Annotated in this window: 19 protein-coding genes and 2 pseudogenes; 7 read left to right on the top strand and 14 right to left on the bottom strand. The window is 61.4% G+C overall.

Annotated elements, in window-relative coordinates:
* The first annotated feature begins 25 nt into the window (after positions 1-25).
* Positions 26-949: a DMT family transporter gene (locus FQ668_RS20540; protein WP_014590183.1), complete on the top strand. Its 924-nt coding sequence runs from the start codon at positions 26-28 to the stop codon at positions 947-949.
* A 1-nt stretch (position 950) separates the two neighbouring features.
* Positions 951-1,907, top strand: a complete 957-nt coding sequence (locus tag FQ668_RS20535; protein WP_144180613.1) for a class I SAM-dependent methyltransferase — start codon at positions 951-953, stop codon at positions 1,905-1,907.
* A gap of 58 nt (positions 1,908-1,965) precedes the next feature.
* Here the strand turns inward: FQ668_RS20535 and FQ668_RS20530 are convergent.
* A pseudogene (locus tag FQ668_RS20530) lies at positions 1,966-2,773 on the bottom strand (mechanosensitive ion channel family protein); the annotation flags it as partial.
* 90 nt (positions 2,774-2,863) lie between these two features.
* On the opposite strand from FQ668_RS20530, the pseudogene FQ668_RS20525 reads away from it, so the two are divergent.
* Positions 2,864-3,016: pseudogene (locus FQ668_RS20525) on the top strand (class I SAM-dependent methyltransferase); the annotation flags it as partial.
* A gap of 211 nt (positions 3,017-3,227) precedes the next feature.
* A complete protein-coding gene (locus FQ668_RS20520) occupies positions 3,228-4,739 on the top strand; it encodes an MFS transporter (protein WP_014590188.1) in 1,512 nt (503 codons plus the stop codon).
* A 326-nt stretch (positions 4,740-5,065) separates the two neighbouring features.
* On the opposite strand, the gene FQ668_RS20510 is transcribed toward FQ668_RS20520, so the two are convergent.
* Together FQ668_RS20510 and FQ668_RS20505 are read right to left on the bottom strand one after the other, a co-directional pair.
* The gene (locus tag FQ668_RS20510) at positions 5,066-6,064 is read right to left on the bottom strand and encodes a sulfate ABC transporter substrate-binding protein (RefSeq protein WP_014590189.1); all 999 of its coding nucleotides are present in this window, start codon (positions 6,062-6,064) and stop codon (positions 5,066-5,068) included.
* A 217-nt stretch (positions 6,065-6,281) separates the two neighbouring features.
* The gene (locus FQ668_RS20505) at positions 6,282-7,103 is read right to left on the bottom strand and encodes an ion transporter (protein ID WP_019438545.1); all 822 of its coding nucleotides are present in this window, start codon (positions 7,101-7,103) and stop codon (positions 6,282-6,284) included.
* A 196-nt stretch (positions 7,104-7,299) separates the two neighbouring features.
* Here FQ668_RS20505 and FQ668_RS20500 point away from each other — a divergent pair, with 196 nt between their 5' ends.
* A complete protein-coding gene (locus FQ668_RS20500; protein WP_134698025.1) occupies positions 7,300-8,253 on the top strand; it encodes an RHS repeat-associated core domain-containing protein in 954 nt (317 codons plus the stop codon).
* A 36-nt stretch (positions 8,254-8,289) separates the two neighbouring features.
* Here FQ668_RS20500 and FQ668_RS20495 read toward each other — a convergent pair whose 3' ends face one another.
* The 6 genes from FQ668_RS20495 to gcl all read right to left on the bottom strand — a co-directional run bounded on the left by FQ668_RS20495 (position 8,290) and on the right by gcl (position 15,879).
* Positions 8,290-9,183, bottom strand: a complete 894-nt coding sequence (locus FQ668_RS20495; protein WP_134698023.1) for an urea transporter — start codon at positions 9,181-9,183, stop codon at positions 8,290-8,292.
* A 113-nt stretch (positions 9,184-9,296) separates the two neighbouring features.
* Complete coding sequence (pyk, locus tag FQ668_RS20490; protein WP_144180611.1) at positions 9,297-10,712, bottom strand: pyruvate kinase; 1,416 nt, start codon at positions 10,710-10,712, stop codon at positions 9,297-9,299.
* On the bottom strand, positions 10,709-11,983 hold the full coding sequence (locus FQ668_RS20485; protein ID WP_144180609.1) for a glycerate kinase: 1,275 nt from the start codon (positions 11,981-11,983) through the stop codon (positions 10,709-10,711). The genes pyk and FQ668_RS20485 overlap by 4 nt, the downstream gene beginning before the upstream one ends.
* Before the next feature lie 237 nt (positions 11,984-12,220).
* Positions 12,221-13,114 carry a 2-hydroxy-3-oxopropionate reductase gene (locus FQ668_RS20480; RefSeq protein ID WP_014590194.1) on the bottom strand — a complete coding sequence of 298 codons (894 nt, stop codon included), beginning with the start codon at positions 13,112-13,114 and terminating at the stop codon, positions 12,221-12,223.
* Positions 13,115-13,266: 152 nt separating this feature from the next.
* Positions 13,267-14,049 carry a hydroxypyruvate isomerase gene (gene hyi, locus FQ668_RS20470; RefSeq protein WP_014590195.1) on the bottom strand — a complete coding sequence of 261 codons (783 nt, stop codon included), beginning with the start codon at positions 14,047-14,049 and terminating at the stop codon, positions 13,267-13,269.
* A 54-nt stretch (positions 14,050-14,103) separates the two neighbouring features.
* Positions 14,104-15,879 (bottom strand): glyoxylate carboligase, encoded by a 1,776-nt coding sequence (gene gcl, locus FQ668_RS20465; RefSeq protein WP_014590196.1) that lies wholly within the window; start codon positions 15,877-15,879, stop codon positions 14,104-14,106.
* Positions 15,880-16,136: 257 nt separating this feature from the next.
* Here gcl and FQ668_RS20460 point away from each other — a divergent pair, with 257 nt between their 5' ends.
* Positions 16,137-16,577: a heme-binding protein gene (locus FQ668_RS20460; RefSeq protein WP_010955037.1), complete on the top strand. Its 441-nt coding sequence runs from the start codon at positions 16,137-16,139 to the stop codon at positions 16,575-16,577.
* 100 nt (positions 16,578-16,677) lie between these two features.
* Here FQ668_RS20460 and FQ668_RS20455 read toward each other — a convergent pair whose 3' ends face one another.
* Positions 16,678-17,289, bottom strand: a complete 612-nt coding sequence (locus tag FQ668_RS20455; RefSeq protein WP_014590197.1) for a TetR/AcrR family transcriptional regulator — start codon at positions 17,287-17,289, stop codon at positions 16,678-16,680.
* A gap of 132 nt (positions 17,290-17,421) precedes the next feature.
* On the opposite strand from FQ668_RS20455, the gene FQ668_RS20450 reads away from it, so the two are divergent.
* Entirely contained in the window at positions 17,422-18,336 is a 915-nt protein-coding gene (locus FQ668_RS20450; protein ID WP_070383589.1) for a DUF808 domain-containing protein, read from the top strand.
* Between the two features lie 139 nt (positions 18,337-18,475).
* On the opposite strand, the gene FQ668_RS20445 is transcribed toward FQ668_RS20450, so the two are convergent.
* The 4 genes from FQ668_RS20445 to FQ668_RS20430 all read right to left on the bottom strand — a co-directional run bounded on the left by FQ668_RS20445 (position 18,476) and on the right by FQ668_RS20430 (position 23,406).
* Positions 18,476-19,258 (bottom strand): outer membrane protein OmpK, encoded by a 783-nt coding sequence (locus FQ668_RS20445; RefSeq protein WP_012051676.1) that lies wholly within the window; start codon positions 19,256-19,258, stop codon positions 18,476-18,478.
* Between the two features lie 353 nt (positions 19,259-19,611).
* Positions 19,612-20,397 carry an outer membrane protein OmpK gene (locus FQ668_RS20440; RefSeq protein WP_014590199.1) on the bottom strand — a complete coding sequence of 262 codons (786 nt, stop codon included), beginning with the start codon at positions 20,395-20,397 and terminating at the stop codon, positions 19,612-19,614.
* A gap of 139 nt (positions 20,398-20,536) precedes the next feature.
* On the bottom strand, positions 20,537-21,892 hold the full coding sequence (locus FQ668_RS20435) for a nucleobase:cation symporter-2 family protein (RefSeq protein WP_014590200.1): 1,356 nt from the start codon (positions 21,890-21,892) through the stop codon (positions 20,537-20,539).
* Between the two features lie 185 nt (positions 21,893-22,077).
* The gene (locus FQ668_RS20430) at positions 22,078-23,406 is read right to left on the bottom strand and encodes a urate hydroxylase PuuD (RefSeq protein WP_014590201.1); all 1,329 of its coding nucleotides are present in this window, start codon (positions 23,404-23,406) and stop codon (positions 22,078-22,080) included.
* Positions 23,407-23,414: the final 8 nt, after the last annotated feature.

Raw genomic sequence — 23,414 nt, 5'->3', positions numbered from 1 at the left:
TGCCATTATCAAAGGGAGGTTTGAGATGGACAGTTCATTGCGCCGTGGCTCGCTGGAAATGGTGGCCGCCATGCTGATTTCCGGGACCATTGGCTGGTTCGTGCTGGTGTCCGGCCAGCCGGTGCTGGATGTGGTGTTCTGGCGCTGCGTGTTCGGTGCCGTGACCTTGCTGGCGATTTGCGCCGCGTTTGGCTTTCTGCGCCCAGGCGTGATCAGCCGCACGGCATTTTTGCTGGCGATTGCCAGCGGGGTGGCCATTGTCGGCAACTGGCTGCTGTTGTTCGCTTCGTACGCACGGGCGTCGATTGCCATCGGCACGGCGGTTTACAACGTGCAGCCATTCATTCTGGTGGGGCTGGCGGCGCTGTTTCTGGGCGAAAAGATCACCTTGGCCAAGGTGACCTGGCTGAGTGTGGCGTTCCTCGGCATGCTGGCCATCGTCAGTGCCCATGGTGCTGGGCAAAGTAATGGCGAGGACTATCTGCTGGGGATTGCCCTGGCGCTGGGGGCGGCGTTTCTGTATGCAATCGCGGCCTTGATCATCAAGCGCCTGAGTGGCACGCCCCCGCACCTGATTGCGCTGATTCAGGTAACCACGGGTGTGTTGCTGCTGGCGCCATGGGTCACGCTTGGCGGGTTGCCGGTCGAAGTGCCGGCGTTGGCCAGCTTGTTGACACTGGGGATGGTGCACACCGGCCTGATGTATGTGCTGTTGTACAGCGCCATCCAGCGTTTGCCCACGGCGTTGACCGGTGCGCTGTCGTTCATTTACCCGATTGCGGCAATTCTGGTGGACTGGGTGGCGTTCGGGCACCGCCTGGTGCCGCTGCAGTGGCTGGGCGTGGGGTTGATCCTGCTGGCGGCAGCGGGCATGCAGCAGGGGTGGTGGTTCCGCTCGGCGCGGCATCCTGTAGGCGCGGGTTTACCCGCGAAGAGGCCCGCAAGGTAGAATGCCGCTTTTTGCCAGCCTGCGATCCGCCATGACCTCGCCCATCGACACCCTTGAGCAACACCTGCTTGCCGCCCTCGACCCTGCACCACGGGAAACCCGCCGCCTGTTTCACGGCCGCGGCCGCTGCTGGCAGGGCCTGGAGCAGGTCACCGTCGACTGGCTGCAGGGCGTGCTGTCGGTCGCCTTGTTCCGTGAGCCGCCCGAAGGCCAGCTCGCCGAACTGGAAGCCATGCTGTGCAGCTTGGCCGATCGCCCGCAGTGGACGGGTCAGGCTGTCATCATCCAGCACCGCTACCTGCCCGACAGCCCGGGCCAGTGGCTGCTGGGTGAGCCGTGCCAGCAACGCGAAGTGATCGAGGACGGCCTGACCTACCTGCTGGACCTGGGCGTGCGGCAAAACAATGGTCTGTTCCTCGACATGCGCTATGGCCGCCGCTGGGTGCGCGAGCAGGCGGCGGGCAAGCGCGTGCTGAACCTGTTCGCTTACACCTGTGGCTTTTCGGTGGCAGCAATTGCCGGCGGTGCCGAGCAGGTGGTGAACCTGGACATGGCCAAGTCGGCGTTGTCGCGGGGCCGGGATAACCACCGCCTGAATGGCCATGATGCCTCGCGAGTGGCGTACCTTGGGCATGAGCTGTTCAAGTCGTGGGGCAAGGTGCGCAAGTACGGGCCTTATGACCTGATCATCATCGACCCGCCGACCTTCCAGCGCGGCAGCTTTGTGCTGACCCAGGATTACGCGAAGATCCTGCGGCGTTTGCCGGAGTTGTTGAGCGAAGGCGGGACGGTGCTGGCGTGTGTCAACGACCCGGGCATCGGGCCGGAATTCCTGATCGAGGGAATGGCAGAGCAGGCGCCTTCGCTGGCGTTTGTCGAGCGGTTGGAAAACCCGCCGGAGTTTCCGGATGTGGACCCGGCTGGCGGGCTGAAGGCCTTGGTATTCCGTCAGGTTTGATGCTGCCCTTGCTGGAAGCTTCGCGGGCGAGCCCGCGAAAGGGCCGGTGCAGGCGAATTCAAGCCCCCAGGGCCTGCAGCGGCAGCGGGTACACCTGGGCAAAGCGGTCCACCCCGGATACCTGTAACGGCCCTTGCAGGTTGATGCGCAGCAGCGGGTCTTCGCTGATCGACTTGCCCACCTCATGGATCAGCGCGAGTGACGCATCCACATCACTGTCGTAAGTGAACTGCACCGAGAAGAACGCATAGGCGAACTGCCGCGACTGGTTGGTAACCGCCTTGATCTGACCAAACGGCACCGAGTGCACGAAGCCTTTGCCATCGCGCAGCCGCTACGGATCGTCAGGCTTTCGACTGTACCGGTATGGCCGGAATCGAGCACTACCCAGTCGCCGATGGAAATGGAATCCTCGATGAGGATGAACAACCCGGTAATCACATCGTGCACCAGCTGCTGCGAGCCGAAGCCGATGGCCAGGCCGATCACCCCGGCACCGGCCAGGAACGGCGCGACGTTGGTGCCCAGGTTGGCCATGGTGGTGATGGTGTAGATGACGATCAGGACCACTTTGATCGCATTGTGCAGCATCGGCAGGATGGTCCGCACCCGGGTGCTCGGCTGACGCGCGCTGCGGCGGCCGACGGGGGCTTGAGTGCTTCCTGGATGTCCGTATCGAGTACCACCCACAGCAGCCAGGTGACCAGCAGGATCAAGGCAATGCTCGACAGCGAGTTGCTGATCGCCTGGCCCAGGCTGTTGCTCAGGGCGAAATCGACCACCGAGAAGCCCCAGATGCGCCCCAGCAGCTCGATGAAGGTAACGGCCATGTCGATGCGCAGTAGCGCGTGGGCGAGGCTGCGCAGCAGCTCCTTACAGGGGCGTACCCGCGCATCCCTTGTATGAGCCGAGGTGAACGGCACGCTGTTGTCCGGCAGGCGGGTTACCAGTTGTTCGGCACCTTACTGGCCTGTGCCAACGACCCAGGCATCGGGCTGCAGTTCCTAATCGAAGAGTTGTCCTTGCATGCCCCGGCGCTGGCGTTCGCCGAGCGGCTGGCGAATCCGCTGGTTTTTTCGGATGCGGGCGTGGAGGAGCACTCAAGGTGATGGAGTTCTATTATAAATACGTCATTATTCATCCGTTAATGTAGGATTTATCTTACGGGTATAATTTATTTATATTAATTGTGTGAGGATTAATTGTTTTTACAATTTTTAATATTTGCAATGAAGTTGGCCGTCTACTAGGATCCGAGTTCCTATTTGGATGCGGCGCCGACAATCAGTGATCGGCTTGATCAAGGCAGGGAGAATGCCAATGTTCAACACTTACCAGCGATGGCTCGTATTGGCCGTCCTGTCCTTCGCCTTGCTATTGGTTGCGATCGACATGACGGTCCTTTACATCGCCTTGCCCACACTTACCCATGCGCTCGGGGCATCTACCTCCGAAAAGCTGTGGATCATCAACATGTATCCCCTGGTCGTCGCCGGCTTGTTGCTGGGTGCTGGCACCTTGGGTGATCGCATCGGCCACCAGCGATTGTTCGTGATCGGCCTTGTGCTGTTCGGTGCGGCGTCGCTTCTGGCTGCATTCGCGCCATCTTCTGCGCTGCTAATCCTGGCTAGGGGCGCGCTGGGCGTCGGTGCGGCGGCCATGATGCCGGCCACGCTGGCGATCATCAGCCTGACCTTCGAGGATGAGCGTGAGCGTGGTTTTGCCATCGGCGTCTGGACGGCCGTGGCTTCCGGTGGTGCAGCGATTGGTCCGCTGATAGGGGGGACGCTGCTCGAGCATTTCTGGTGGGGTTCCGTGTTTCTGATCAACGTGCCCATCGTGCTGGTGGCCCTGGTGTTGTCCTTGCTGCTGATCAGGAACACGCAACAGGCCAACGCCGGGCCATGGGACTTGCTTGGCTCCCTTCAGGCGATGGTAGGGCTCATCAGCCTGGCGTACCTGATCAAGGAATTCGCCAAGCCCGAGCCCTCGCTGGTGGCGGCGCTGGGGGCGTTGGCCATCTGCGCGGGCTTCGGCTGGATGTTCGTGCGCGGGCAGCGCAAGCGTGGTTTTCCGTTGATCGACCTGCAGATTTTCCGCAGCCCCGCGTTCTCCTCTGCGGTCATCGCCAGCCTGGCCGCGGCCGGCTGCCTGATGGGCATCAACCTGGTACTGAGCCAGCGCCTGCAACTGGTTTTCGGGCTATCCCCGCTCGAGACCGGCCTTTATTTCCTGCCCCTTTCCGTGGGAGCGATCGTGGCCGGTCCGTTAAGCGGCTGGTTGCTGCCCAAGGTCCGTTGTGATCGGTTCCTGGTGCTCGCACTGTTGATCTACGCCGGTGCCATTGGCCTGTTCATGTACAGTTTCAGCCAGTCGGTCGCCCTGCAACTGCTGCTGCTGTTCGTCATGGGTGCTTGCGTAGGGGCGAGTATGACCGGGGCGTCCACCACCATCATGGCCAGCGCGCCGCCGGAGCGAGCGGGGATGGCCGCTTCGGCCGAGGAAATTTCCTACGAGCTGGGAGGAGGGTTGGGCATCGCCTTCATGGGTAGCCTGATGTCGGTGGTGTACAGCCGCTCGCTGGTCGTGCCCGAGCAGGCCGCCGACGCGGCGCGCCTGCAGGACGGGATCGACAGCGCGCTAGCCGCTGCCGCGCAAATGCCCGCCCCGCTGGGGCAGGAAATCGCTGTGAATGCGCGATTGGCGTTCGACCAAGCGGTGTCCTCGGTAATGATGGCCACCATGGGGGTACTCGTGGTCATCGCACTGTTGGTGTTTGTGAACTTTCGAAGGTATTCGACAGTTTCTGCCGAACAGCAAGTTTCTTCTTAATTTAGTCAAATAATGCTCGCCCCGGAATTGTTCAGTTGAATAGTTTCGGGTCTGGATTTGTGCTGCTTTAAATTTGGAGAGGTGGCATGCGCCTATTATTGGGGCAATTGTATGATCAGCGTGCGGCCTTGCATCTGGAACAGCGTTATGTCGGCGAAGTCCTGATACCGCAGGAGCATCTAATGTGGTGTTTCAGAGAGAGGGCTTTTGACAGGCGCATAAAAAATCCGATGCTCGTTTCCAAGCGTCGGATTTTGCGGCCTACAGGCTAAAGGTCAATGAGTCTGTCTTAACTGACTGGCATTAGGCCAGATGCCCCCTTACGGCTATTGGTTGGTATAGATCTGGTCAAACACCCCACCATCATTGAAGTGGGTCTTCTGCACGGTACGCCAGTCACCGAAGGTTTTCTCCACCGACAGGAAGTCCACTTTCGGGAAGCGGTCGGTGTACTTGGCCAGTACCGTCGCATCACGCGGGCGCAGGTAGTTGTTGGCGGCGATCTCCTGGGCTGCGGGTGACCACAGGTACTTCAGGTATTCCTCGGCTACGGCCTGGGTGCCTTTCCTGGCCACCACCTTGTCGACCACCGTCACCGGTGGCTCGGCTTCGGCCGATACGCTTGGGTAGACCACTTCGAACTGGTCGCGGCCGAACTCGCGGGCGATCATCTCGGCTTCGTTTTCGAAGGTGACCAGTACGTCACCGATCTGGTTGGTCATGAACGTGGTGGTGGCCGCACGGCCACCGGTGTCCAGCACGGGTGCCTGCTTGAACAGCTTGCCGACGAAGTCGCGGGCTTTGCTTTCATCGCCGCCTTGCTTGAGTACGTAGCCCCAGGCCGACAGGTAGGTATAGCGGCCATTACCCGAGGTTTTCGGGTTGGGCACGATCACCTGCACACCGTCCTTGAGCAGGTCGGGCCAGTCTTTCAGGGCTTTCGGGTTGCCCTTGCGCACGATGAACACAGTGGCCGAGGTGAACGGCGCGCTGTTGTTCGGCAGGCGGGTTACCCAGTTGTCGGGCACCAGCTTGCCATTGTCGGCCAGGGCGTTGATGTCGGTGGCCATGTTCATGGTGATGACATCGGCCGGCAGGCCATCGATCACCGCACGGGCCTGCTTGCTCGAGCCGCCGAAGGACATCTGCACGTTGACCTTCTCGTTGTGCTCGGCTTCCCAGTGCTTCTGGAAGGCCGGGTTGTAGTCCTTGTAGAAGTCGCGCATCACATCGTAGGAAACGTTGAGCAGGGTCGGGGCGGCCTGGGCGAGGTTGCCCAGGGCCAGGCCTGCGGCGAGCAGCGAGGCGGTGAAGAGTTTTTTCACGATGCTTCCTTGTTCTTGAAGGTTGTTGGGGCAGATTGCCAGCGACTATAGCGGGTGGGTTTATGCGGGTTAAAGAACAAAAAATGCTTTGGTTATGCTTCTGCCCGTGCCGGCCTCTTCGCGGGTAAACCCGCTCCTACAGGGACCGCGCACGGTCCGGGCCTGTGGTTATCCTGTAGGGGCGCGTTTACCCGCGAAGAGCCCGGCGCAGGCGCTATCACGCTTTGGGAAACAACCCATTCCCACAGCGAGAGCAGAACGCCGCCCCAGGCTCGTGGGTCTTCTTGTGGCAGGTCGGGCAATCATGCTGCAGCTGCTCCCCGCGCATGGCATTGGCTAGCTCGGCAGTGAAGATGCCGGTCGGCACGGCGATGATCGAGTAACCGGTGATCATCACCAGCGACGACAGCACCTGCCCCAGCGGGGTCTTCGGCACGATGTCGCCAAAGCCCACTGTGGTCAGGGTGACGATGGCCCAGTAGATGCCTTTGGGGATGCTGGTAAAGCCATGCTCAGGCCCTTCGATCACGTACATCAGCGTGCCGAACACCGTCACCAGCGTCGATACCGTCACCAGGAACACGATGATCTTCTGCTTGCTGCCGCGCAGCGCTTCCAGCAGGTAGTTGGCCTGCTTCAGGTACTGGCCGAGCTTGAGCACGCGGAATATCCGCAGCATCCGTATCACGCGGATGATCAACAGGTACTGGGCGTCGCTGTAGTACAGCGCGAGGATCCCCGGCACGATCGCCAGTAAATCGACCAGGCCGTAGAAACTGAAGGCGTAGCGCAGCGGCTTGGGCGAGCAGTACAGGCGGGTGATGTATTCGGCCAGGAAGATCGCGGTAAAGCCCCACTCGATGCCGGCCAGCAGGCCGGCGTAGCCCTGGTGGACCTCGTCGATGCTGTCGAGAATGACGGTGACCAGGCTGGCCAGGATGATCAGCAGCAGGATCTTGTCGAAGCGGCGGCCGGCTACGGTGTCGGTCTGGAAGACCATGATGTAGAGGCGTTCGCGTAAAGATTGCGGGGTGGACATGTGAGATATTCCTGAGCCTTGATCTGCAAGCGTAGAGGGTCTTTGTCGGAGCTTGCAACGCGAAAATTCGGAGCCGACCTAATAAAAATGCCAGTTTCCTACATCCCGCATCCGATGCAGTATGAAACTAATAGTGCTACGGCCAGGGACTTGAAATGTATATGGCTACTTGGGTTTTAGTGTAAAGGTGCAGCACATGTCGGCTTCAGAACCGCGTCGTTCGCAGGCGCTACTGTTTTATCAATCTGGTCAGTTAGTGTGTGTATTGAATAACGGCAGCGAGCGACTGGTACAGGCTGCGGGTCATGTGCTGTTCCAGCAGGGCGCGTCATCTGCCTTATTGTTGGCCGACGGTGCCAATTCGGTGAATGGGGTTTTGCGTGATCAACAGCTCTTGAGAGAGGTGTACTCCCCTTATGGCTATTCATCCTCGGGCGCTGCGGCCTCTCTGGCTGGCTTCAATGGTCAATGGCGGGATCCGATCGGTAAGGCATACCCATTGGGTAACGGGCACCGGTTCTACATGCCATCACTTCGGCGTTTCAATCGCGCTGACCAGAAGAGCCCATTTGATGAAGGCGGCATGAATGCCTATGCATACTGCGGCGGTGACCCCATCAATCATGTGGATCCAACGGGGCAGTCCTGGTCAGGCCTGCTCGGAAGAGTGGTGCGTACCGTTTTGAACTGGCTGCCAAGGCGCGCAGTTGCGGCTGCGCCCACGTTCTACCCGTCACCCGCTCAAAATATTCGGCCACCTCAAGCCGTTCCACCCCTTGCGGTGATAGATGTACCAGCAAGTCTCAGGCTACATAATCTTCCAGCTTCGCTGGAGCCCGTAGTTCAGCAGGGGTTCAGGCAGCGAGTCCCTGTGTACATTTACGGGCCGGGTGCTGGGGACGAAGTGAATGTTGTCACGTACGACACTATTGGAATGGGACACCAGAGGGTTTCGGTTCGTTCGGAACCCGGGGGTATTTATCAAGGGTTTGCCGGGCAAGGTGTGGTAGTTGATGCTTCAGGTATCGATGCAAGTTTGTTCAGGGGCGACGTGCGGCGAATGTTTGCAGGCCCGTACGGCAATTACCAATACGACGAAGGGAGATTTCATTTTATCCGTCCAGTTCGTACTCGTGGTTGGGGAGGGTAAGGTGCAAGCAGGGCCCGGTTGGGCCCCATCTCTGGTTTATCTTTGCCCTATCCGTTGCTTCACGGTCTCATTACGGGCGCTATCGAACATCATGGTCAATGCACCCCTACCCAAGTGCATGAGCCAGCAGGCAACGACAAATGGCGCGGTAAGTCCCGCGATAGGCATAAGTGAGAAAACTGGCTGCAGTAGCAGCGCTAGCGCGATTGCAGTTAGTGTGACCCAGGTTTTCTCCTGTTGACGGCTGAATGCCAATGCCGCCAATGCCGCATTGAAACCATGCAGCCCCAGCCACGCCGCCTGTGCCTGATCGGCGAGCAACGCCACGCCGCCACCAATGGCCGAACCGATTACAGCCCACATCGCCGCATAGGGGTTGGCGATGAACATACCGACGATGATCAGCAACCCGGCCAAGGGCTGGTCGAGCAGGAAGATCTGGCCTATGCCGCGGGCCAACGCGTACAGCGGGTCAGCTTCGACGAAGCCGCTGGGCGAGGGGCTGGCGATTAGCAGTGTGGCCCAGCCGAGCATGACGAAGGGGGCGGTGTAGGCGACCAGCAACTTGCCGCCGCGCTTGCGCCACTGGTGCGTGATGATGCTGGACAGGCCGCCGGCGGCGATGATCAGGGGGGGCAATATGGCCGACCAGGGCAGCACGGCGCTGATCAGGGTGCCGATCAGCACGCCGTTGTAGCAGTACAGCCCGGCCTGGCGGTCGGCACGGTCATAGCCGCGTGCCTGGGCGGTGAGCAGGCCGGCCAGGGCGCCAAGCAGCGCACCGCCGACCAGGTTGGGCGCCGTCAGCAGGATGGCCAGCAGGCAGCACAGGCCGCACAGGGGGTTGCGCAGCAGCAGCACCTGGCTGAAGCCGTTGAGTAACGCCGTGGCCCAGTCGGGGCACGGGTTGACGAAATTTTTGGTGTACATGGGGCAGTCAGTGAGGTTGATGGGGGAGCGGTGGGCCTCTTTGGGCCTCGGTTTTCCGCGGTCGGGTAGAGCGGCCTTGTGTCGCGAAAGGGGCGCAACGCGCCCCGGCAATCTCAGATCAAAGTCTCGATCCGCAGCGTGTTAGTCGTACCCGGCTTGCCGAAAGGCACGCCAGCGGTGATCAGCAGCGTGTCGCCACGGCTGGCCATGCCTTGCGCCTGGGCAATTTCCAGCGCAGTAGACACAACCTCATCCACCTGACGCAGGCGGTCGTTGACCACCGAATGCACACCCCAGGCCACGCTCAGGCGCCGCGCGGTGTTCAGGTTGGGCGTCAGATTGAGGATCGGTGCCCGTGGCCGCTCGCGCGCCGCGCGCAGGGTCGAGGCGCCCGACTCGCTGTAGTTGACCAGCACCGCCACCGGCAGAATGCCGCTGATTCGGCGGATGGCGCAGCTGATGGCATCCGACACGGTCGCTTCGGCCTTTGGCCGGCTGACGTCGAGCTGGGCCTGGTAGTCCGGGCCGTTTTCAACCTGGCGGATGATCTTGCTCATCATCTGCACGGCTTCCAGCGGGTAGTCGCCCGACGCCGTCTCGGCCGACAGCATCACAGCATCGGCACCTTCGGCCACCGCGTTGGCCACGTCGGTGACTTCGGCACGGGTTGGCGCTGGCGAGAAACGCATCGACTCGAGCATCTGCGTGGCCACCACCACGGGTTTGCCCAGCTGGCGGCAGGTGCCGATGATGCGCTTCTGGATCTGCGGCACGCTTTCGGCCGGTACTTCCACGCCCAGGTCACCACGGGCCACCATGATCGCGTCTGCCAGCTCGGCGATGGCTTGCAGTTGTTCTACTGCCGATGGCTTCTCGATCTTGGCCATCAGGTAGGCGCGGTCGCCAATCAGCTGGCGCGCTTCGACGATGTCTTCCGGGCGCTGCACGAACGACAGGGCGACCCAGTCCACACCCAGCTCCAGGCCAAAGGCCAGGTCGCGGCGGTCTTTTTCGGTGAGCGGGGAGAGGTCTAGCACCGCTTGCGGTACGTTGACGCCCTTGCGGTCGGAAAGCTCGCCACCGTTCAACACCTCGGTGTCGATGGCGTCGCTGTGCTTGGCGGTCACGCGCAGGCGCAGCTTGCCGTCGTCCAGCAGCAGGTCCATGCCGGGTTCGAGGGCGGCGATGATTTCGGGGTGCGGCAGGTTGACCCGGCGGCTGTCGCCCGGGGTTTTGTCCAGGTCCAGGCGCAGGGCCTGCCCGCGTTGCAACTGCACCCTGCCTTCGGCAAAGCGGCCAACGCGCAGCTTCGGCCCTTGCAGGTCCATGAGGATGCCCAGCGGGTAGTTCAGTTGTTGTTCGACTTCGCGGATCCACTGGTAGCGCAGGGCGTGGTCGGCATGCTCGCCATGGCTGAAGTTGAGGCGGAAGATGTTCACCCCGGCTTCGACCAGCTGGCGGATATCGTCGATGCCGTTGATCGCAGGGCCAAGGGTGGCGAGGATCTTAACTTTTTTATCAGGCGTCATGATTGGGCAGTCTCGAGGATCAGGATGGCGCGGAAGTCGTTGACGTTGGTGCGGGTCGGTTCGGTGACGATCAGCGCATCCAGCGCGACGAAGTAGCCGTAGCCGTTGTTGTTGTCCAGCTCGTCGCTGGCCGACAGGCCCAACGCTTCGGCGCGGGTGTAGCTGGCTGGAGTCATGAAGGCACCGGCGTTTTCTTCCGAGCCATCGATGCCGTCGGTGTCACCGGCCAGGGCGTACACGCCCGGCAGGCCTTTGAGGCTTTCGGTGAGGCTGAGCAGGAACTCGGCGTTGCGCCCGCCACGGCCATTGCCGCGCACGGTCACAGTGGTTTCGCCACCCGACAGGATCACGCAGGGCGCTTTGAGCGGCTGGCCGTGCTGAACGATTTGCCGGGCGATACCGGCATGCACCTTGGCCACTTCACGTGATTCACCTTCCAGGTCGCCGAGGATCAGCGGGCTGAAACCGGCCTGACGGGCTTTGACCGCGGCGGCCTCGAGCGACTGCTGGGGTTTGGCGATCAACTGGAAGTGGCTGCGGGCCAAGGCCGGGTCATCGGCCTTGACGGTTTCCGAGGCCGGGTTGTTCAGCCAATCGATGACCGCTTTGGGCGCTTCGATGTTGTAGCGTTTGAGGATGGCCAGGGCGTCGGCCGAGGTGCTCGGGTCGGCCACGGTGGGGCCGGAGGCAATTACCGTGGCGAGGTCGCCCGGTACATCGGAAATGGCATAGGTGTAGACCGTGGCCGGCCAGCAGGCCTTGGCCAGGCGCCCGCCCTTGATCGCCGAGAGGTGCTTGCGCACGCAGTTCATCTCGCCGATGGTGGCGCCGGATTTCAGCAGTGCCTTGTTGATCTGCTGCTTGTCGGCCAGGGTCAGGCCTTCGGCAGGCAGGGCCAGCAGCGCCGAGCCACCGCCAGACAGCAGGAAGATGACGCGGTCTTCTTCGTTGAGGTTGCTGACCAGTTCCAGCACGCGCTTGGCCACCGCCAGGCCGGCAGCGTCCGGGACCGGGTGGGCGGCTTCGACCACCTCGATCTTCTGGCAGTTGGCGCCGTGGCCGTAACGGGTCACGACCAGGCCGGAGACTTCGCCCTGCCAGCTTTTCTCGACCACTTCGGCCATGGCGGCTGCGGCCTTGCCGGCGCCGATGACGATAACCCGACCGCTGCGATCGGCGGGCAGGTAGGGTTCGAGGACTTGACGGGGGTGGGCGGCGGCGATGGCTGTGTCGAACAGCTCGCGGAGAAGTTTTTGCGGATCGACCGACATGGCAGGCTCCCAATTATTGTTGTTCTGCAGAATCAAAAACGCCCCTGGAACTGCCTCCGTGCAGGCCGAACCAGGGGCGGGTGTTGCTCGATGCCACCATTGGGCCTGTGGTCGCAGGTTCAACGGCGTTGGCTTCTTCGTGGGCAAGCACGCTCCTACATGCACAGCTTTGAGCGATTGTGCGGTCTTTGTAGGAGCGGGTTTACCCGCGAAGAGGCCAGTGAGGCTAAAAACGATTTATTTGTCGTCGCGGATCGAGAAGTTGGCCATGTGCTCCAGGCCTTTGATCAGCGCCGAGTGGTCCCAGTTGCCGCCGCCCAGAGCCTGGCAGGTGTTGAACACTTGCTGGGCATTGGAGGTGTTGGGCAGGTTGATGCCCAGTTCCTTGGCGCCTTGCAGGGCCAGGTTCAGGTCCTTCTGGTGCAGGTTGATGCGGAAGCCTGGGTCGAAGGTGCCCTTGATCATGCGCTCGGCGTGCACTTCGAGGATTTTCGACGAAGCAAAGCCGCCCATCAGTGCTTCACGCACCTTGGCAGGGTCGGCGCCGTTCTTGGCGGCGAACAGCAGGGCTTCGGCCACGGCCTGGATATTCAGGGCGACAATGATCTGGTTGGCGACCTTGGCGGTCTGGCCGTCACCGTTGCCACCGACGCGGGTGATGTTCTTGCCCATGGCTTCGAACAGCGGCAGGGTGCGCTCGAAGGCGTTCGGGCAGCCACCGACCATGATGCTCAGGGTCGCCGCCTTGGCACCGACTTCACCACCGGACACCGGGGCGTCCAGGTAGGCGGCGCCGGTGGCCTTGATCTTCTCGGCGAAGGCTTTGGTAGCGGTAGGGGAGATCGAGCTCATGTCGATCACCACCTTGTTCGGGCCAACGCCTTCGGCCACGCCGTTTTCACCGAACAGGACGCTTTCGACCTGCGGAGTGTCGGGAACCATGACGATGATGAATTCGGCTTCCTGGGCAACTTCTTTCGGGTTGGCCAGGGCCACGGCACCGGCGGCGATCAGGTCGGCTGGCGCGGCGTCGTGGTGGGTGGAAACGAAGATGCTGTGACCTGCCTTTTGCAGGTTCTGGGCCATGGGCTTGCCCATGATGCCGGTGCCGATGAAACCGATTTTAGCCATGAGAAATTACCTCTTTGTAATTGTGATATCTCAAGCAAGCTTTGGCCCCCTGTGGGAGCGGGCTCGCCCGCGAAGCAGACAACTCGGTGGATGGCACCGGCTTTGCCGGTGTTCGCGGGCGAGCCCGCTCCCACAGGGTCCCGAGTTGTTACTCAGATTGCGTTGTGGGTTTTCAGCCAGCCCAGGCCCGCTTCGGTAGTGGTCTTGGGCTTGTACTCCGCGCCCACCCAGCCCTGGTAGCCAATGCGGTCCAGGTGTTCGAACAGGAAGCGGTAGTTGATCTCGCCGGTGCCTGGTTCGTTGCGGCCGGGGTTGTCGGCCAGCTGGATGTGGTTGATCAGCTTCAGGTTGGCTTCCATGGTGCGAGCCAGGTCACCTTCCATGATCTGCATGTGGTAGATGTCGTACTGCAGGAACAGGTTGTCGCTGCCCACTTCGGCCTGGATTTCCAGGGCCTGTTGGGTGGTGTTCAGGTAGAAGCCCGGGATGTCGCGGGTGTTGATCATTTCCATGACCAGGCGGATCCCGGCGCCCTTGAGCTTGTCAGCGGCGTAGCGCAGGTTCTCGACGAAGGTCTTGCGCACGGTAGCGCAGTCCGGGCCTTGTGGGCGGATGCCGGCCAGGGCGTTGACCTGGGTATTGCCCAGCACCTTGGCGTACTCGATGGCCTTGTCGACACCGGCACGGAACTCTTCGATGCGGTCAGGGTGGCAGGTGATACCGCGCTCACCTTTGGCCCAGTCGCCGGCAGGCAGGTTGAACAGCACCTGGGTCAGGCCGTTGGCTTCCAGCTGCTGCTTGATGTCGGCAGCGCTGAAGTCGTATGGGAACAGGTATTCGACGCCGCTGAAACCAGCATCGGCGGCAGCCTTGAAGCGGGCCAGGAAGTCCTGTTCGGTGAACAGCATGGACAGGTTGGCAGCGAAGCGAGGCATGAGTTGTCTCCTTGCGATGAAGGCCCCCAGGGCGTGCCTGGGGGCGTCAGGCGATCAGTCCAGCAGCGAGATGGCGGTTGGCGCGTCGTTGCCGACCAGGGCCAGGTCTTCGAACTCGTTGACGGCGTTGATCTCGGTGCCCATGGAAATGTTGGTCACACGCTCGAGAATCACTTCAACCACCACCGGCACGCGGAACTCTTCGGCCATCTTCTGTGCCTTGAGCAGGGCAGGGGCGATCTCAGCCGGTTCGAACACGCGGATGGCCTTGCAGCCCAGGCCTTCGACCACAGCGACGTGATCGACACCGTAGGTGGCAGCGTCGGTCGAGTTGATGTTCTCGAACGCCAGTTGTACACAGTAATCCATGTCGAAGCCACGCTGCGCCTGGCGGATCAGGCCCAGGTAGGCGTTGTTCACCAGTACGTGGACGTACGGCAGGTTGAACTGTGCGCCTACCGCCAGCTCTTCGATCATGAACTGGAAGTCGTAGTCACCTGACAGCGCCACAACCTTGCGCTTCGGATCGGCTTTCACCACGCCCAGCGCAGCAGGGATGGTCCAGCCCAGCGGGCCGGCCTGGCCGCAGTTGATCCAGTGGCGAGGCTTGTACACATGCAGGAACTGCGCGCCGGCAATCTGCGACAGGCCGATGGTGCTGACGTAGCAGGTGTCTTTGCCGAATACCTGGTTCATTTCTTCGTAGACGCGCTGCGGCTTGACCGGCACGTTGTCGAAGTGGGTCTTGCGCTGCAGGCTCGACTTGCGCTCCTGGCACTCTTCCAGCCAGGCCTTGCGGCACTTGAGCTTGCCGGCGGCTTTCCACTCGCGGGCCACTTCCAGGAACACGTCCAGTGCCTTGCCGGCATCGGAAACGATGCCCAGGTCCGGGGTGAACACGCGGCCGATCTGGGTCGGTTCGATGTCGACGTGTACGAACTTGCGGCCTTCGGTGTAGACATCGACGGAACCGGTGTGGCGGTTGGCCCAGCGGTTACCGATACCGAATACCAGGTCGGATTTCAGCAGGGTTGCGTTGCCATAGCGGTGCGAGGTCTGCAGGCCGACCATGCCGACCATCTGTGCGTGGTCGTCCGGGATGGTGCCCCAGCCCATCAGGGTCGGGATCACGGGTACGCCGGTCAGTTCGGCGAATTCGACCAGCTTGTCGCTGGCGTCGGCGTTGATGATGCCGCCACCGGCTACCAGCAGTGGGCGCTCGGCGTCATTGAGCAGGGCCAGGGCTTTTTCGGCCTGTACGCGTGTGGCGGACGGTTTGTGCACGGGCAGCGGTTCGTAGGCGTCGATGTCGAATTCGATTTCGGCCATCTGCACGTCGAAAGGCAGGTCGATCAGCACCGGGCCTGGGCGGCCGGTACGCATTTCATAGAAGGCCTTCTGGAAGGCGTAAGGCACCTGGCCTGGCTCCAGAACGGTGGTCGCCCACTTGGTCACTGGCTTGACGATGTTGGTGATGTCGACGGCCTGGAAGTCTTCCTTGTGCAGGCGCGCACGGGGCGCCTGGCCAGTGATGCACAGAATCGGGATGGAGTCGGCCGAGGCACTGTACAGGCCGGTGACCATGTCGGTGCCGGCAGGGCCGGAAGTGCCGATGCACACACCGATGTTGCCCGGGTTGGCGCGGGTGTAGCCCTCGGCCATGTGCGAGGCACCTTCGACGTGACGAGCGAGGACGTGATCGATGCCACCGACTTTCTTCAGGGCCGAATACAACGGGTTGATGGCAGCCCCCGGGATGCCGAACGCGGTATCTACACCTTCACGGCGCATGACCAGAACGGCTGCATCGATTGCTCTCATTTTGCTCATGGTTTGTGCCTCATCAATTTTGTAATTGTATACAACTTGCTTTGCGACAGAGTGTATTCACGCCTGACGGCTTAGGTCAATGGGTTTTCATCGGCTAAGCTGGCTTTCGTCAGAGCGCCCGTGAAAACGGGGGTTTGCGCCATCGCATACGATCGTTTCAAAATATTGTATACAAAAAAATCTCTCGTTGTGTTCTATTTGTTCGATCGGTTTTCAACTGCCCTTAGGGCTTCTCACAACAAGAAGAGGACCTTTCCATGAACGTTCTTAACCTGAAAGTCGCCGTCAGCCTGGTGAATGCCGCGCTGGTGGCGGGCCGCAAGATCAATGCCGCGCCGCTGACCGTGGCGGTGCTGGATGCCGGCGGGCACCTGTTGGCGCTGCAGCGCGAAGATGGCGCGAGCCTGATTCGGCCTGAAGTGGCCACTGGCAAAGCCTGGGGTGCGATTGCCCTGGGCAAGGGGTCGCGCTTGCTGGCGCTGGATGCACAGCAGCGGCCAGCTTTTTTTGCCGCCTTGAACGGGATGGGTGAGCGGCCGGTGGTGCCGGCGCCGGGTGGGGTGCTGATTCGTGATCAGGACGGCAAGGTGCTGGGTGCCGTGGGGATCAGCGGCGATACGTCGGATATTGACGAGCAGTGTGCGATCAGTGCGATCGAGGAGGTGGGGTTGCGGGCAGATGCCGGGGTAGCGGCGTAAGGCTCAAGTTAGCAGGGGCCGCTTTGCGGCCCATTCGCGACACAAGGCCGCTCCCACAGGGGCGTGCGACCCCAGTGGAATGCGGTCCCCATTGTCCATCTCAGGCCACCTCTGGCTCACATCCCTTGAGCACCATGCGGATAATGGTTTCGGCCGCCGCGTCATAATCACTGTCGGCCAGCTTGGCCTTGCCGGTCACCGCAGAAATCTGCCAGTCGAAGTCCGCATAGGTCTGGGTCGCCGCCCAGATGCTGAACATCAGGTGATGCGCGTCCACATGGGCGATCTGCCCGCGGTCGATCCAGCGCTGGATGCACTCGATGTTGTGTCGGGCCTGCTCGTTCAACTGCTCTACTTGGTTCGGTGACAGGTGCGGTGCGCCATGCATGATCTCGCTGGCGAACACCTTGGACGCATGGGGCAGATCACGCGAAATGCGAATCTTCGAACGAATGTACGCACTCAGCACTTCTTTCGGGTCGCCGTCTGCATTGAACGGCGTGGATGCCTGCATGATCGGCGCGATGATGCTTTCCAGGACCTCACGGTAAAGGTTGTCCTTGGACTTGAAGTAGTAATACACGTTCGGCTTGGGCAGGCCGGCCTTGGCCGCGATATCGCTGGTCTTGGTGGCGGCGAAGCCCTTGTCGGCGAATTCCTCGCTGGCCGCGCGCAGGATCAATTCCTTGTTGCGCTCGCGAATGGTGCTCATGGTCAGGGATCTTCCTCGTGTCTGGCCACCTCTAAGGGGGATCGGGCATGGTAGCACCGGCCTCGACGGGCGCTCAAGGCAGCGGCTTTGGGCTAGAATCCGGCACATTGACTTATTTGGATACAAGCAAACATGGCAGGAAGCAGTCTACTGGTACTGATCGACGATATCGCCACGCTGCTGGATGACGTCTCTCTGATGACCAAGGTGGCGGCAAAAAAAACCGCAGGCGTGCTGGGTGATGACCTGGCGCTGAATGCTCAGCAGGTCACCGGCGTGCGCGCCGATCGCGAACTTCCGGTTGTCTGGGCGGTGGCCAAGGGGTCGTTCGTCAACAAGGCGATCCTGGTACCGGCCGCGCTGCTGATCAGTGCGTTCATACCCTGGGCGGTTACGCCGTTGTTGATGCTGGGTGGCGCGTTCCTGTGCTTCGAGGGTTTCGAGAAGCTGGCGCACAAGTTCTTGCACAGCAAGGAAGAGGATGAGGCACAGCACGAGGCGCGCAAGGAGGCCGTTGCCGATGCCAGTGTTGACCTGGTGGCTTTTGAAAAAGCCAAGATCAAGGGGGCTGTGCGTACCGACTTCATCCTGTCGGCGGAAATCATCGCCATTACCTTGGGTATCGTGGCTGACTCGCCGCTGACCCAGCAGATCATCGTGCTGTCGGGCATTGCGGTGGTGATGACCATTGGTGTGTATGGGTTGGTAGGCGGGATCGTCAAGCTTGACGACCTTGGGCTGTGGATGGCCCGCAAAACCTCCAGGCTGACTCAGGCAGTGGGTAACGGCATCCTGCGGGCGGCGCCGTACATGATGAAAAGCCTGTCGGTGATTGGTACTGCGGCGATGTTCCTGGTGGGCGGTGGGATCCTGGTGCATGGCATCGAGCCGCTGCATCATGCCATCGAGGCGTTCAGCGAAGGGCGTGGCGGGGCGCTGACCGGGGCGTTGCTCAACGCTGGGGTCGGTGTTGTGGCCGGTGCCATGGTGCTGGCGGTGGTCAGTGCTGCGGGGAAGTTGTGGCGGGCGATCAGACCTGCCAATTGAGGCGCCTGGCCGGGGCTTTGCCCCGGTTCGCGGGTGAACCCGCTCCTACCAGGTACCGCATTTGCCTTGAACCCGGCGCGGCCCCTGTAGGAGCGGGTTTACCCGCGAATGGGCCGCAAAGCGGCCCCGGTAACTCAGGTCAGAAGTGCACCTTGACCAAGAAGCTCATGGTGTTCTGGTCGGTAGTGAAGGCGTCGCTGTCCTTGATACCGTACTTGTTCTTCCAGTAGTCATACTCCACACCCACGTACAGCTGTTTCTCACCCAGGTGCAATGCCTTGCCCAGGTCATACTTGATCTGCGGGTTGAAGTGCAGGTTGGCCTGGTAGGTGCCGCGGCGGTTCTCGTCGTTGTCCACCACCCAGTCCATGAAGCCGTCGATCAGCACGTCGGAATCGCCGACCGGAATGGTGTACGACCACACCGGGGTGATCTGCCACACGTTGTCGCCGGCACGGCTGCCGTCGGTGGTGCGGTTGTAGAAGTTCAGCTGGAAGTAGTCGAAGCCCGGGATGGCCAGGTCGAAGCCCGGGCCGATCAGGTAGGACTCGGTGTCACCCTCGCCAAACTCGTAGGTCATTGCCAGCAGCACGTCCTTGACCGGGCCAAACTCGATCTTCTGGTCGAAAATCTTGCCGAACGACAGGCGTGGGCTGATCTCACCGTAGTAGGTGTTCGGGCCGTTGCCGGCGTCTTTCTGGCCCTGGTAGAAGATCTTGTCGACGAAAATGAAGTTGTCGCCGTACTTCCAGCCATCGGCGTGCTCGAAGGTGACGGTTTGCTGAATCGCGGGGTTGACCTTGAAGTTCTTGCCCCACAGGTAGGTCAGGCTGTTGTTCTGCCATTGCAGCAGGTCGCCGCCGAAGGTGGTGCCGCAGGCCAGCAGGCCGCCGGCGAGGATCAGGCTGTTGATAGTACGCATTGCGAGTGTCGCTCCCTTGATTGATCTGTTGTCAGCGCTCGGTGTCGGCGCTTTTTTTGTCTTTTGAGTCAGCTTTTTTCGATAGGCCACAGCTGTTTGGCAAGGGTTGGGCCAACTTTTCCGGGTTGGCAAAACCTTCCTGCTCGACTTCGTTCTGAACGGATGAAAAGGGTATTTCAGGCTGGCAACACGTTGGCCAACCGCCCGAATTCATTGACTGAGCGGTCAGTAAACGCAGGCAGAATCCGTTCTGCCCTGATCGAGGGGGCGCGCAGATTACTGGCTTGCGCGCCGGGCCTCAAGTGCTCCGTCCTGGAGCGGGGTGATTCAAACTTGTGCGTTTGGTCAACTTCCTAGAAGTGTACCTTGATCAGCGCACTGGCGACGCTCTGGTTGCTGTCCAGGTTGCCGCGGCTGTCAATGCCGTACTTGTCTTTCCAGTAGCTGTATTCAAAGCCGACGTAGAGCTGTTTGGCGCCCAGGTTCAGCGCCTTGCCCAGGTCGTATTTGACCTGCGGGTTGAAGTGCAGGTTGGCGTGATAGGTGCCACGACGGGTCTGGTCGTTGTCGGTAACCCAGTCCAGGTAACCGTCGATCAGAATGTCTGACCGGCCTACAGGGATGGTGTACGACCAGCCGGGGGTAATCTGCCATACGTTGTCACCGGGGCGGCTGCCTTCGGTGTTACGCACGTAGAAATTGAGGGTGAAATAGTTGAAGCCGGGGATGTTCAAGTCAAAGCCTGGGCCGATCAGGTAGGCCTCGTTGTCGCCTTCACCGCGCTCGTAGGTCATGGCAAGCAGCACGTCCTTGATCGGGCCGAAGGCAAGCTTGCGGTCGAAGATCTTGCCCAATGACAGGCGTGGGCTGAACTCGCCGTAGTAGGTGGTCACACCTTTGCCGGGGTCGGCCTTGCCGTTGTAGAAGATCTTGTCGACGAACATGAAGGTGTCGCCGTACTTCCATTTGTTGGCGTGCTCGAAGGTGATGGTCTGCTGGATATCAGGGTTGACCTTGAAGTCCTTGCCGTACAGGTAGGTCAGGCTTTCGCCGTGCCATTGCAGCCATTCGCCTGCGTGCGAGGGGAGGGTGACCAGCAGGCTGCTGCCCAACAACAGGGACGTGGTGATGCGCTTCATGTTGTGATTCCCGGACTTATTGTTTTTGTTGGCGTTTTTTTGGCGCGCAGGCGCCCCGGGCGACCCATTCCGGCGGGTCGACGGCGTAGCAGTTACTGCAGAGGTGGACGAGGGGCGGCCATGCACCGCCCCCTTTGGCTCAATGCTGGTGACAGACGTCGTTGTGCATTGCGCGGTCGGCACCGCCAAGGATGTTGAACAGTACGTTCAACACCAGGGCACAGACCGTGGCCATGGCGATACCGCTGTGGGTGATGGGTTCCATCCACTGTGGCATCTGGGCAAAGAACTCCGGACGCACCACGGGGATCAACCCGAAGCCGACGCTCACGGCAACCAACAGCTGGTTGCGGCGGTCGCCGATGTCCGCCTCCTGAAGAATCTTGATCCCGGTGGCGGTGACCATGCCGAACATGGCGATGGACGCGCCGCCCAGTACCGCAGGCGGGATCGAGGCAATCAGGAAGGCCGCCTTGGGCAGCAGGCTGAGCAGGATCAGCAGTGCACCGGCCACGATGGTGACATAGCGGCAGCGCACCCCGGTCATCTGCACCAGGCCGATGTTCTGGGCGAACGAGGAGTGGGTGAAGGTGTTGAAGAAGCCCGCAATGAACGACGCACCGGCATCGCACAGCAGGCCGCGACGCAGCATGCCAGGGGTGACTTCGCGATCGGTCACCTTGCCCAGGGCCAGGAACATGCCGGTGGACTCGACGAAGATGATCACCACTACCAGGCACATGGACAGGATCGGCGCCAGGCTGAAGGTCGGCATGCCGAAGTGCAGGGGGGTGACCACCTGCAGCCACGGTGCGTCGTTCAGGCCCGACAGGTCGACCATGCCGATGGAGCCGGCCAGGATATAGCCAAGGCCCATGCCCACCAGTACCGACACGTTGACCCAGAAACCGCGCATGAAGCGGTTGATCAGCAGGATCACAGCCAGTACCAGGCCGGCCACCAGCAGGTAGATCGGCGAGCCGAACGTTTCTGCTTCATGGCCGCCACCGGCCCAGTTGACAGCCACCGGGAACAGCGACAGGCCAATCGAGGTGATCACCGTACCGGTAACCAGCGGTGGGAAGAAGCGGACAACCTTGGACATGAACGGCGCGATCAGCATGCCGAAGAACCCGGCAGCGATGGTCGCGCCGAAGATCCCCTGCAGGCCCACGCCGGGCATGCCGGCCATGGCCACCATGCTGCCGACGGCAGCGAAACTGGCACCCATCATCACCGGCATGCGGATGCCCACCGGGCCGATACCGAACGACTGGATGATGGTAGCGACGCCAGCGACCAGCAGGTCGGCGTTGATCAGGAAAGCGACTTCTTCACGGGACAACCCGGCGGCCTGGCCGATGATCAACGGCACGGCGATCGCGCCACCGTACATCAGCAGAACGTGTTGCAGGCCAACCAGGATCAGTTGGAACAAAGGCAAGGGTTCTCGCGGCGGCGCAATGGGGATATACGCCTTGCGTGACTCGGACATGCAGCACCTCGAGTTTTGTTTTTATTCTCGGATCCAAGCGGCAGGCCTCATGCCTGCGCGCTCGATGCTTGCTTGTTGCGTTACACATGAAGCTTGAGGCCGGGGCTACCGGCCTCTTCGCGGGCAAGCCCGCTCCTACAGGGAAAGGTGATTCCCTTGGGGGCGGGTTGCCTGGCGAGGTGCTGTCAGTTGACCTGGGCGCCTTTGGCGATCCAGTCGCCGACGAGCTTGCGCTCTTCGGTGGTCATCTGGGTGATGTTGCCCAGCGGCATGATCTGGCTGGCAACCGCTTGCGCCTGAATGCGCGCGGCCTGGGCCTGGATCTGCTGCGGAGTGTCGAACATCACGCCGGCAGGGGCGGTGCTGAACAGTGGGCTGGTCGGCTTGGACGAGTGGCACACGGTGCAGCGTTCCTGGATGACATTGTGGATCTTGTCGAAGTCGCCGCCACCGGCCTGGGCAGCGGCCTGGGCCGGTGCTTGCGCAGGTGCGGCGGGTGCTTCGGCAGCCTTGGCGGCGTCCTCGGCACGCTGCTCGGCAGCAGTCTTGCCACCTACCGCAGTTGCCGGCAGCGGTTGGTACTCGATCTTCGCTGCTGCTTGCTCAGGGCTTACGGCCATCGGTTTCGGGCCGGTAACGTAGGCCAGGCAGATCATCGCCAGAGCGCCGACGGGCAGGGTCCAGGCGTACTTGTTGCTGTCGTGGCGGGTGTTGAAGTAGTGGCGGATCAGAACCGCGGCTACTGCGATACCGGCCAGGATCAGCCAGTTGTACTGGCTACCGTAGGTGCTCGGGAAATGGTTGCTGATCATGATGAACAGCACCGGCAGGGTGAAGTAGTTGTTGTGACGCGAGCGCAGCAGGCCCTTGGCCGGCAGTACCGGGTCGGGCGTCTGGTTGTTCTCGATCGCCGCCACCAGCTGGCGTTGGGCCGGCATGATGATGCGGAACACGTTACCGACCATGATGGTGCCGATGATCGCGCCGGTGTGCAGGTAGGCACCGCGGCCGCTGAACACCAGGCTGAAGCCCCAGCAGGCAGCGATGATCAGCACGAACAGCACACCACCGAGTAGCGCTGGCTTCTTGCCCAGGGGCGAGTCGCACAGGAAGTCGTAGATGAACCAGCCCGCGATCAGCGAACCGATACCGATGGCCACGCCTTCGGCACCGCTCAGGGTGCTGCCAGGTGCCAGCAGGTACAGGGTCGGGTTCCAGTAGAACACCACGCACAGCAGGGCGATACCGGACATCCAGGTGAAATAGGCTTCCCATTTGAACCAGTGCAGGTTCTCGGGCATTTTCGGGGGGGCGAGCTTGTATTTCTCCAGGTGGTAGATACCACCGCCGTGAATCGCCCAGAGATCACCCGACAACCCATCGCGCGGGTTGCTTCGGTTCAGGTGGTTCTCCAGCCAGACGAAGTAGAACGATGCACCGATCCAGGCGACGCCGGTGATCATGTGAACCCAGCGAATGCTCAGGTTCAGCCATTCGTGAAGGTGTGCTTCCACAGTATGTA

The organism is Pseudomonas sp. Kh14, from assembly GCF_900291005.1.
Lineage (GTDB): Bacteria > Pseudomonadota > Gammaproteobacteria > Pseudomonadales > Pseudomonadaceae > Aquipseudomonas > Aquipseudomonas alloputida.
This window is presented reverse-complemented; position numbering and strand designations above follow the sequence as displayed.

Excerpts from the sequence above, each read along its gene's own strand:
- FQ668_RS20540 (WP_014590183.1), top strand. The coding sequence starts at position 26 with ATGGACAGTTCATTGCGCCGTGGCTCGCTGGAAATGGTGGCCGCCATG.
- FQ668_RS20535 (WP_144180613.1), top strand. The coding sequence starts at position 951 with ATGCCGCTTTTTGCCAGCCTGCGATCCGCCATGACCTCGCCCATCGAC.
- FQ668_RS20520 (WP_014590188.1), top strand. The coding sequence starts at position 3,228 with ATGTTCAACACTTACCAGCGATGGCTCGTATTGGCCGTCCTGTCCTTC.
- FQ668_RS20505 (WP_019438545.1), bottom strand. The coding sequence starts at position 7,103 with ATGTCCACCCCGCAATCTTTACGCGAACGCCTCTACATCATGGTCTTC.
- FQ668_RS20500 (WP_134698025.1), top strand. The coding sequence starts at position 7,300 with ATGTCGGCTTCAGAACCGCGTCGTTCGCAGGCGCTACTGTTTTATCAA.
- FQ668_RS20495 (WP_134698023.1), bottom strand. The coding sequence starts at position 9,183 with ATGTACACCAAAAATTTCGTCAACCCGTGCCCCGACTGGGCCACGGCG.
- pyk (WP_144180611.1), bottom strand. The coding sequence starts at position 10,712 with ATGACGCCTGATAAAAAAGTTAAGATCCTCGCCACCCTTGGCCCTGCG.
- FQ668_RS20485 (WP_144180609.1), bottom strand. The coding sequence starts at position 11,983 with ATGTCGGTCGATCCGCAAAAACTTCTCCGCGAGCTGTTCGACACAGCC.
- FQ668_RS20480 (WP_014590194.1), bottom strand. The coding sequence starts at position 13,114 with ATGGCTAAAATCGGTTTCATCGGCACCGGCATCATGGGCAAGCCCATG.
- hyi (WP_014590195.1), bottom strand. The coding sequence starts at position 14,049 with ATGCCTCGCTTCGCTGCCAACCTGTCCATGCTGTTCACCGAACAGGAC.
- gcl (WP_014590196.1), bottom strand. The coding sequence starts at position 15,879 with ATGAGCAAAATGAGAGCAATCGATGCAGCCGTTCTGGTCATGCGCCGT.
- FQ668_RS20460 (WP_010955037.1), top strand. The coding sequence starts at position 16,137 with ATGAACGTTCTTAACCTGAAAGTCGCCGTCAGCCTGGTGAATGCCGCG.
- FQ668_RS20455 (WP_014590197.1), bottom strand. The coding sequence starts at position 17,289 with ATGAGCACCATTCGCGAGCGCAACAAGGAATTGATCCTGCGCGCGGCC.
- FQ668_RS20450 (WP_070383589.1), top strand. The coding sequence starts at position 17,422 with ATGGCAGGAAGCAGTCTACTGGTACTGATCGACGATATCGCCACGCTG.
- FQ668_RS20445 (WP_012051676.1), bottom strand. The coding sequence starts at position 19,258 with ATGCGTACTATCAACAGCCTGATCCTCGCCGGCGGCCTGCTGGCCTGC.
- FQ668_RS20440 (WP_014590199.1), bottom strand. The coding sequence starts at position 20,397 with ATGAAGCGCATCACCACGTCCCTGTTGTTGGGCAGCAGCCTGCTGGTC.
- FQ668_RS20435 (WP_014590200.1), bottom strand. The coding sequence starts at position 21,892 with ATGTCCGAGTCACGCAAGGCGTATATCCCCATTGCGCCGCCGCGAGAA.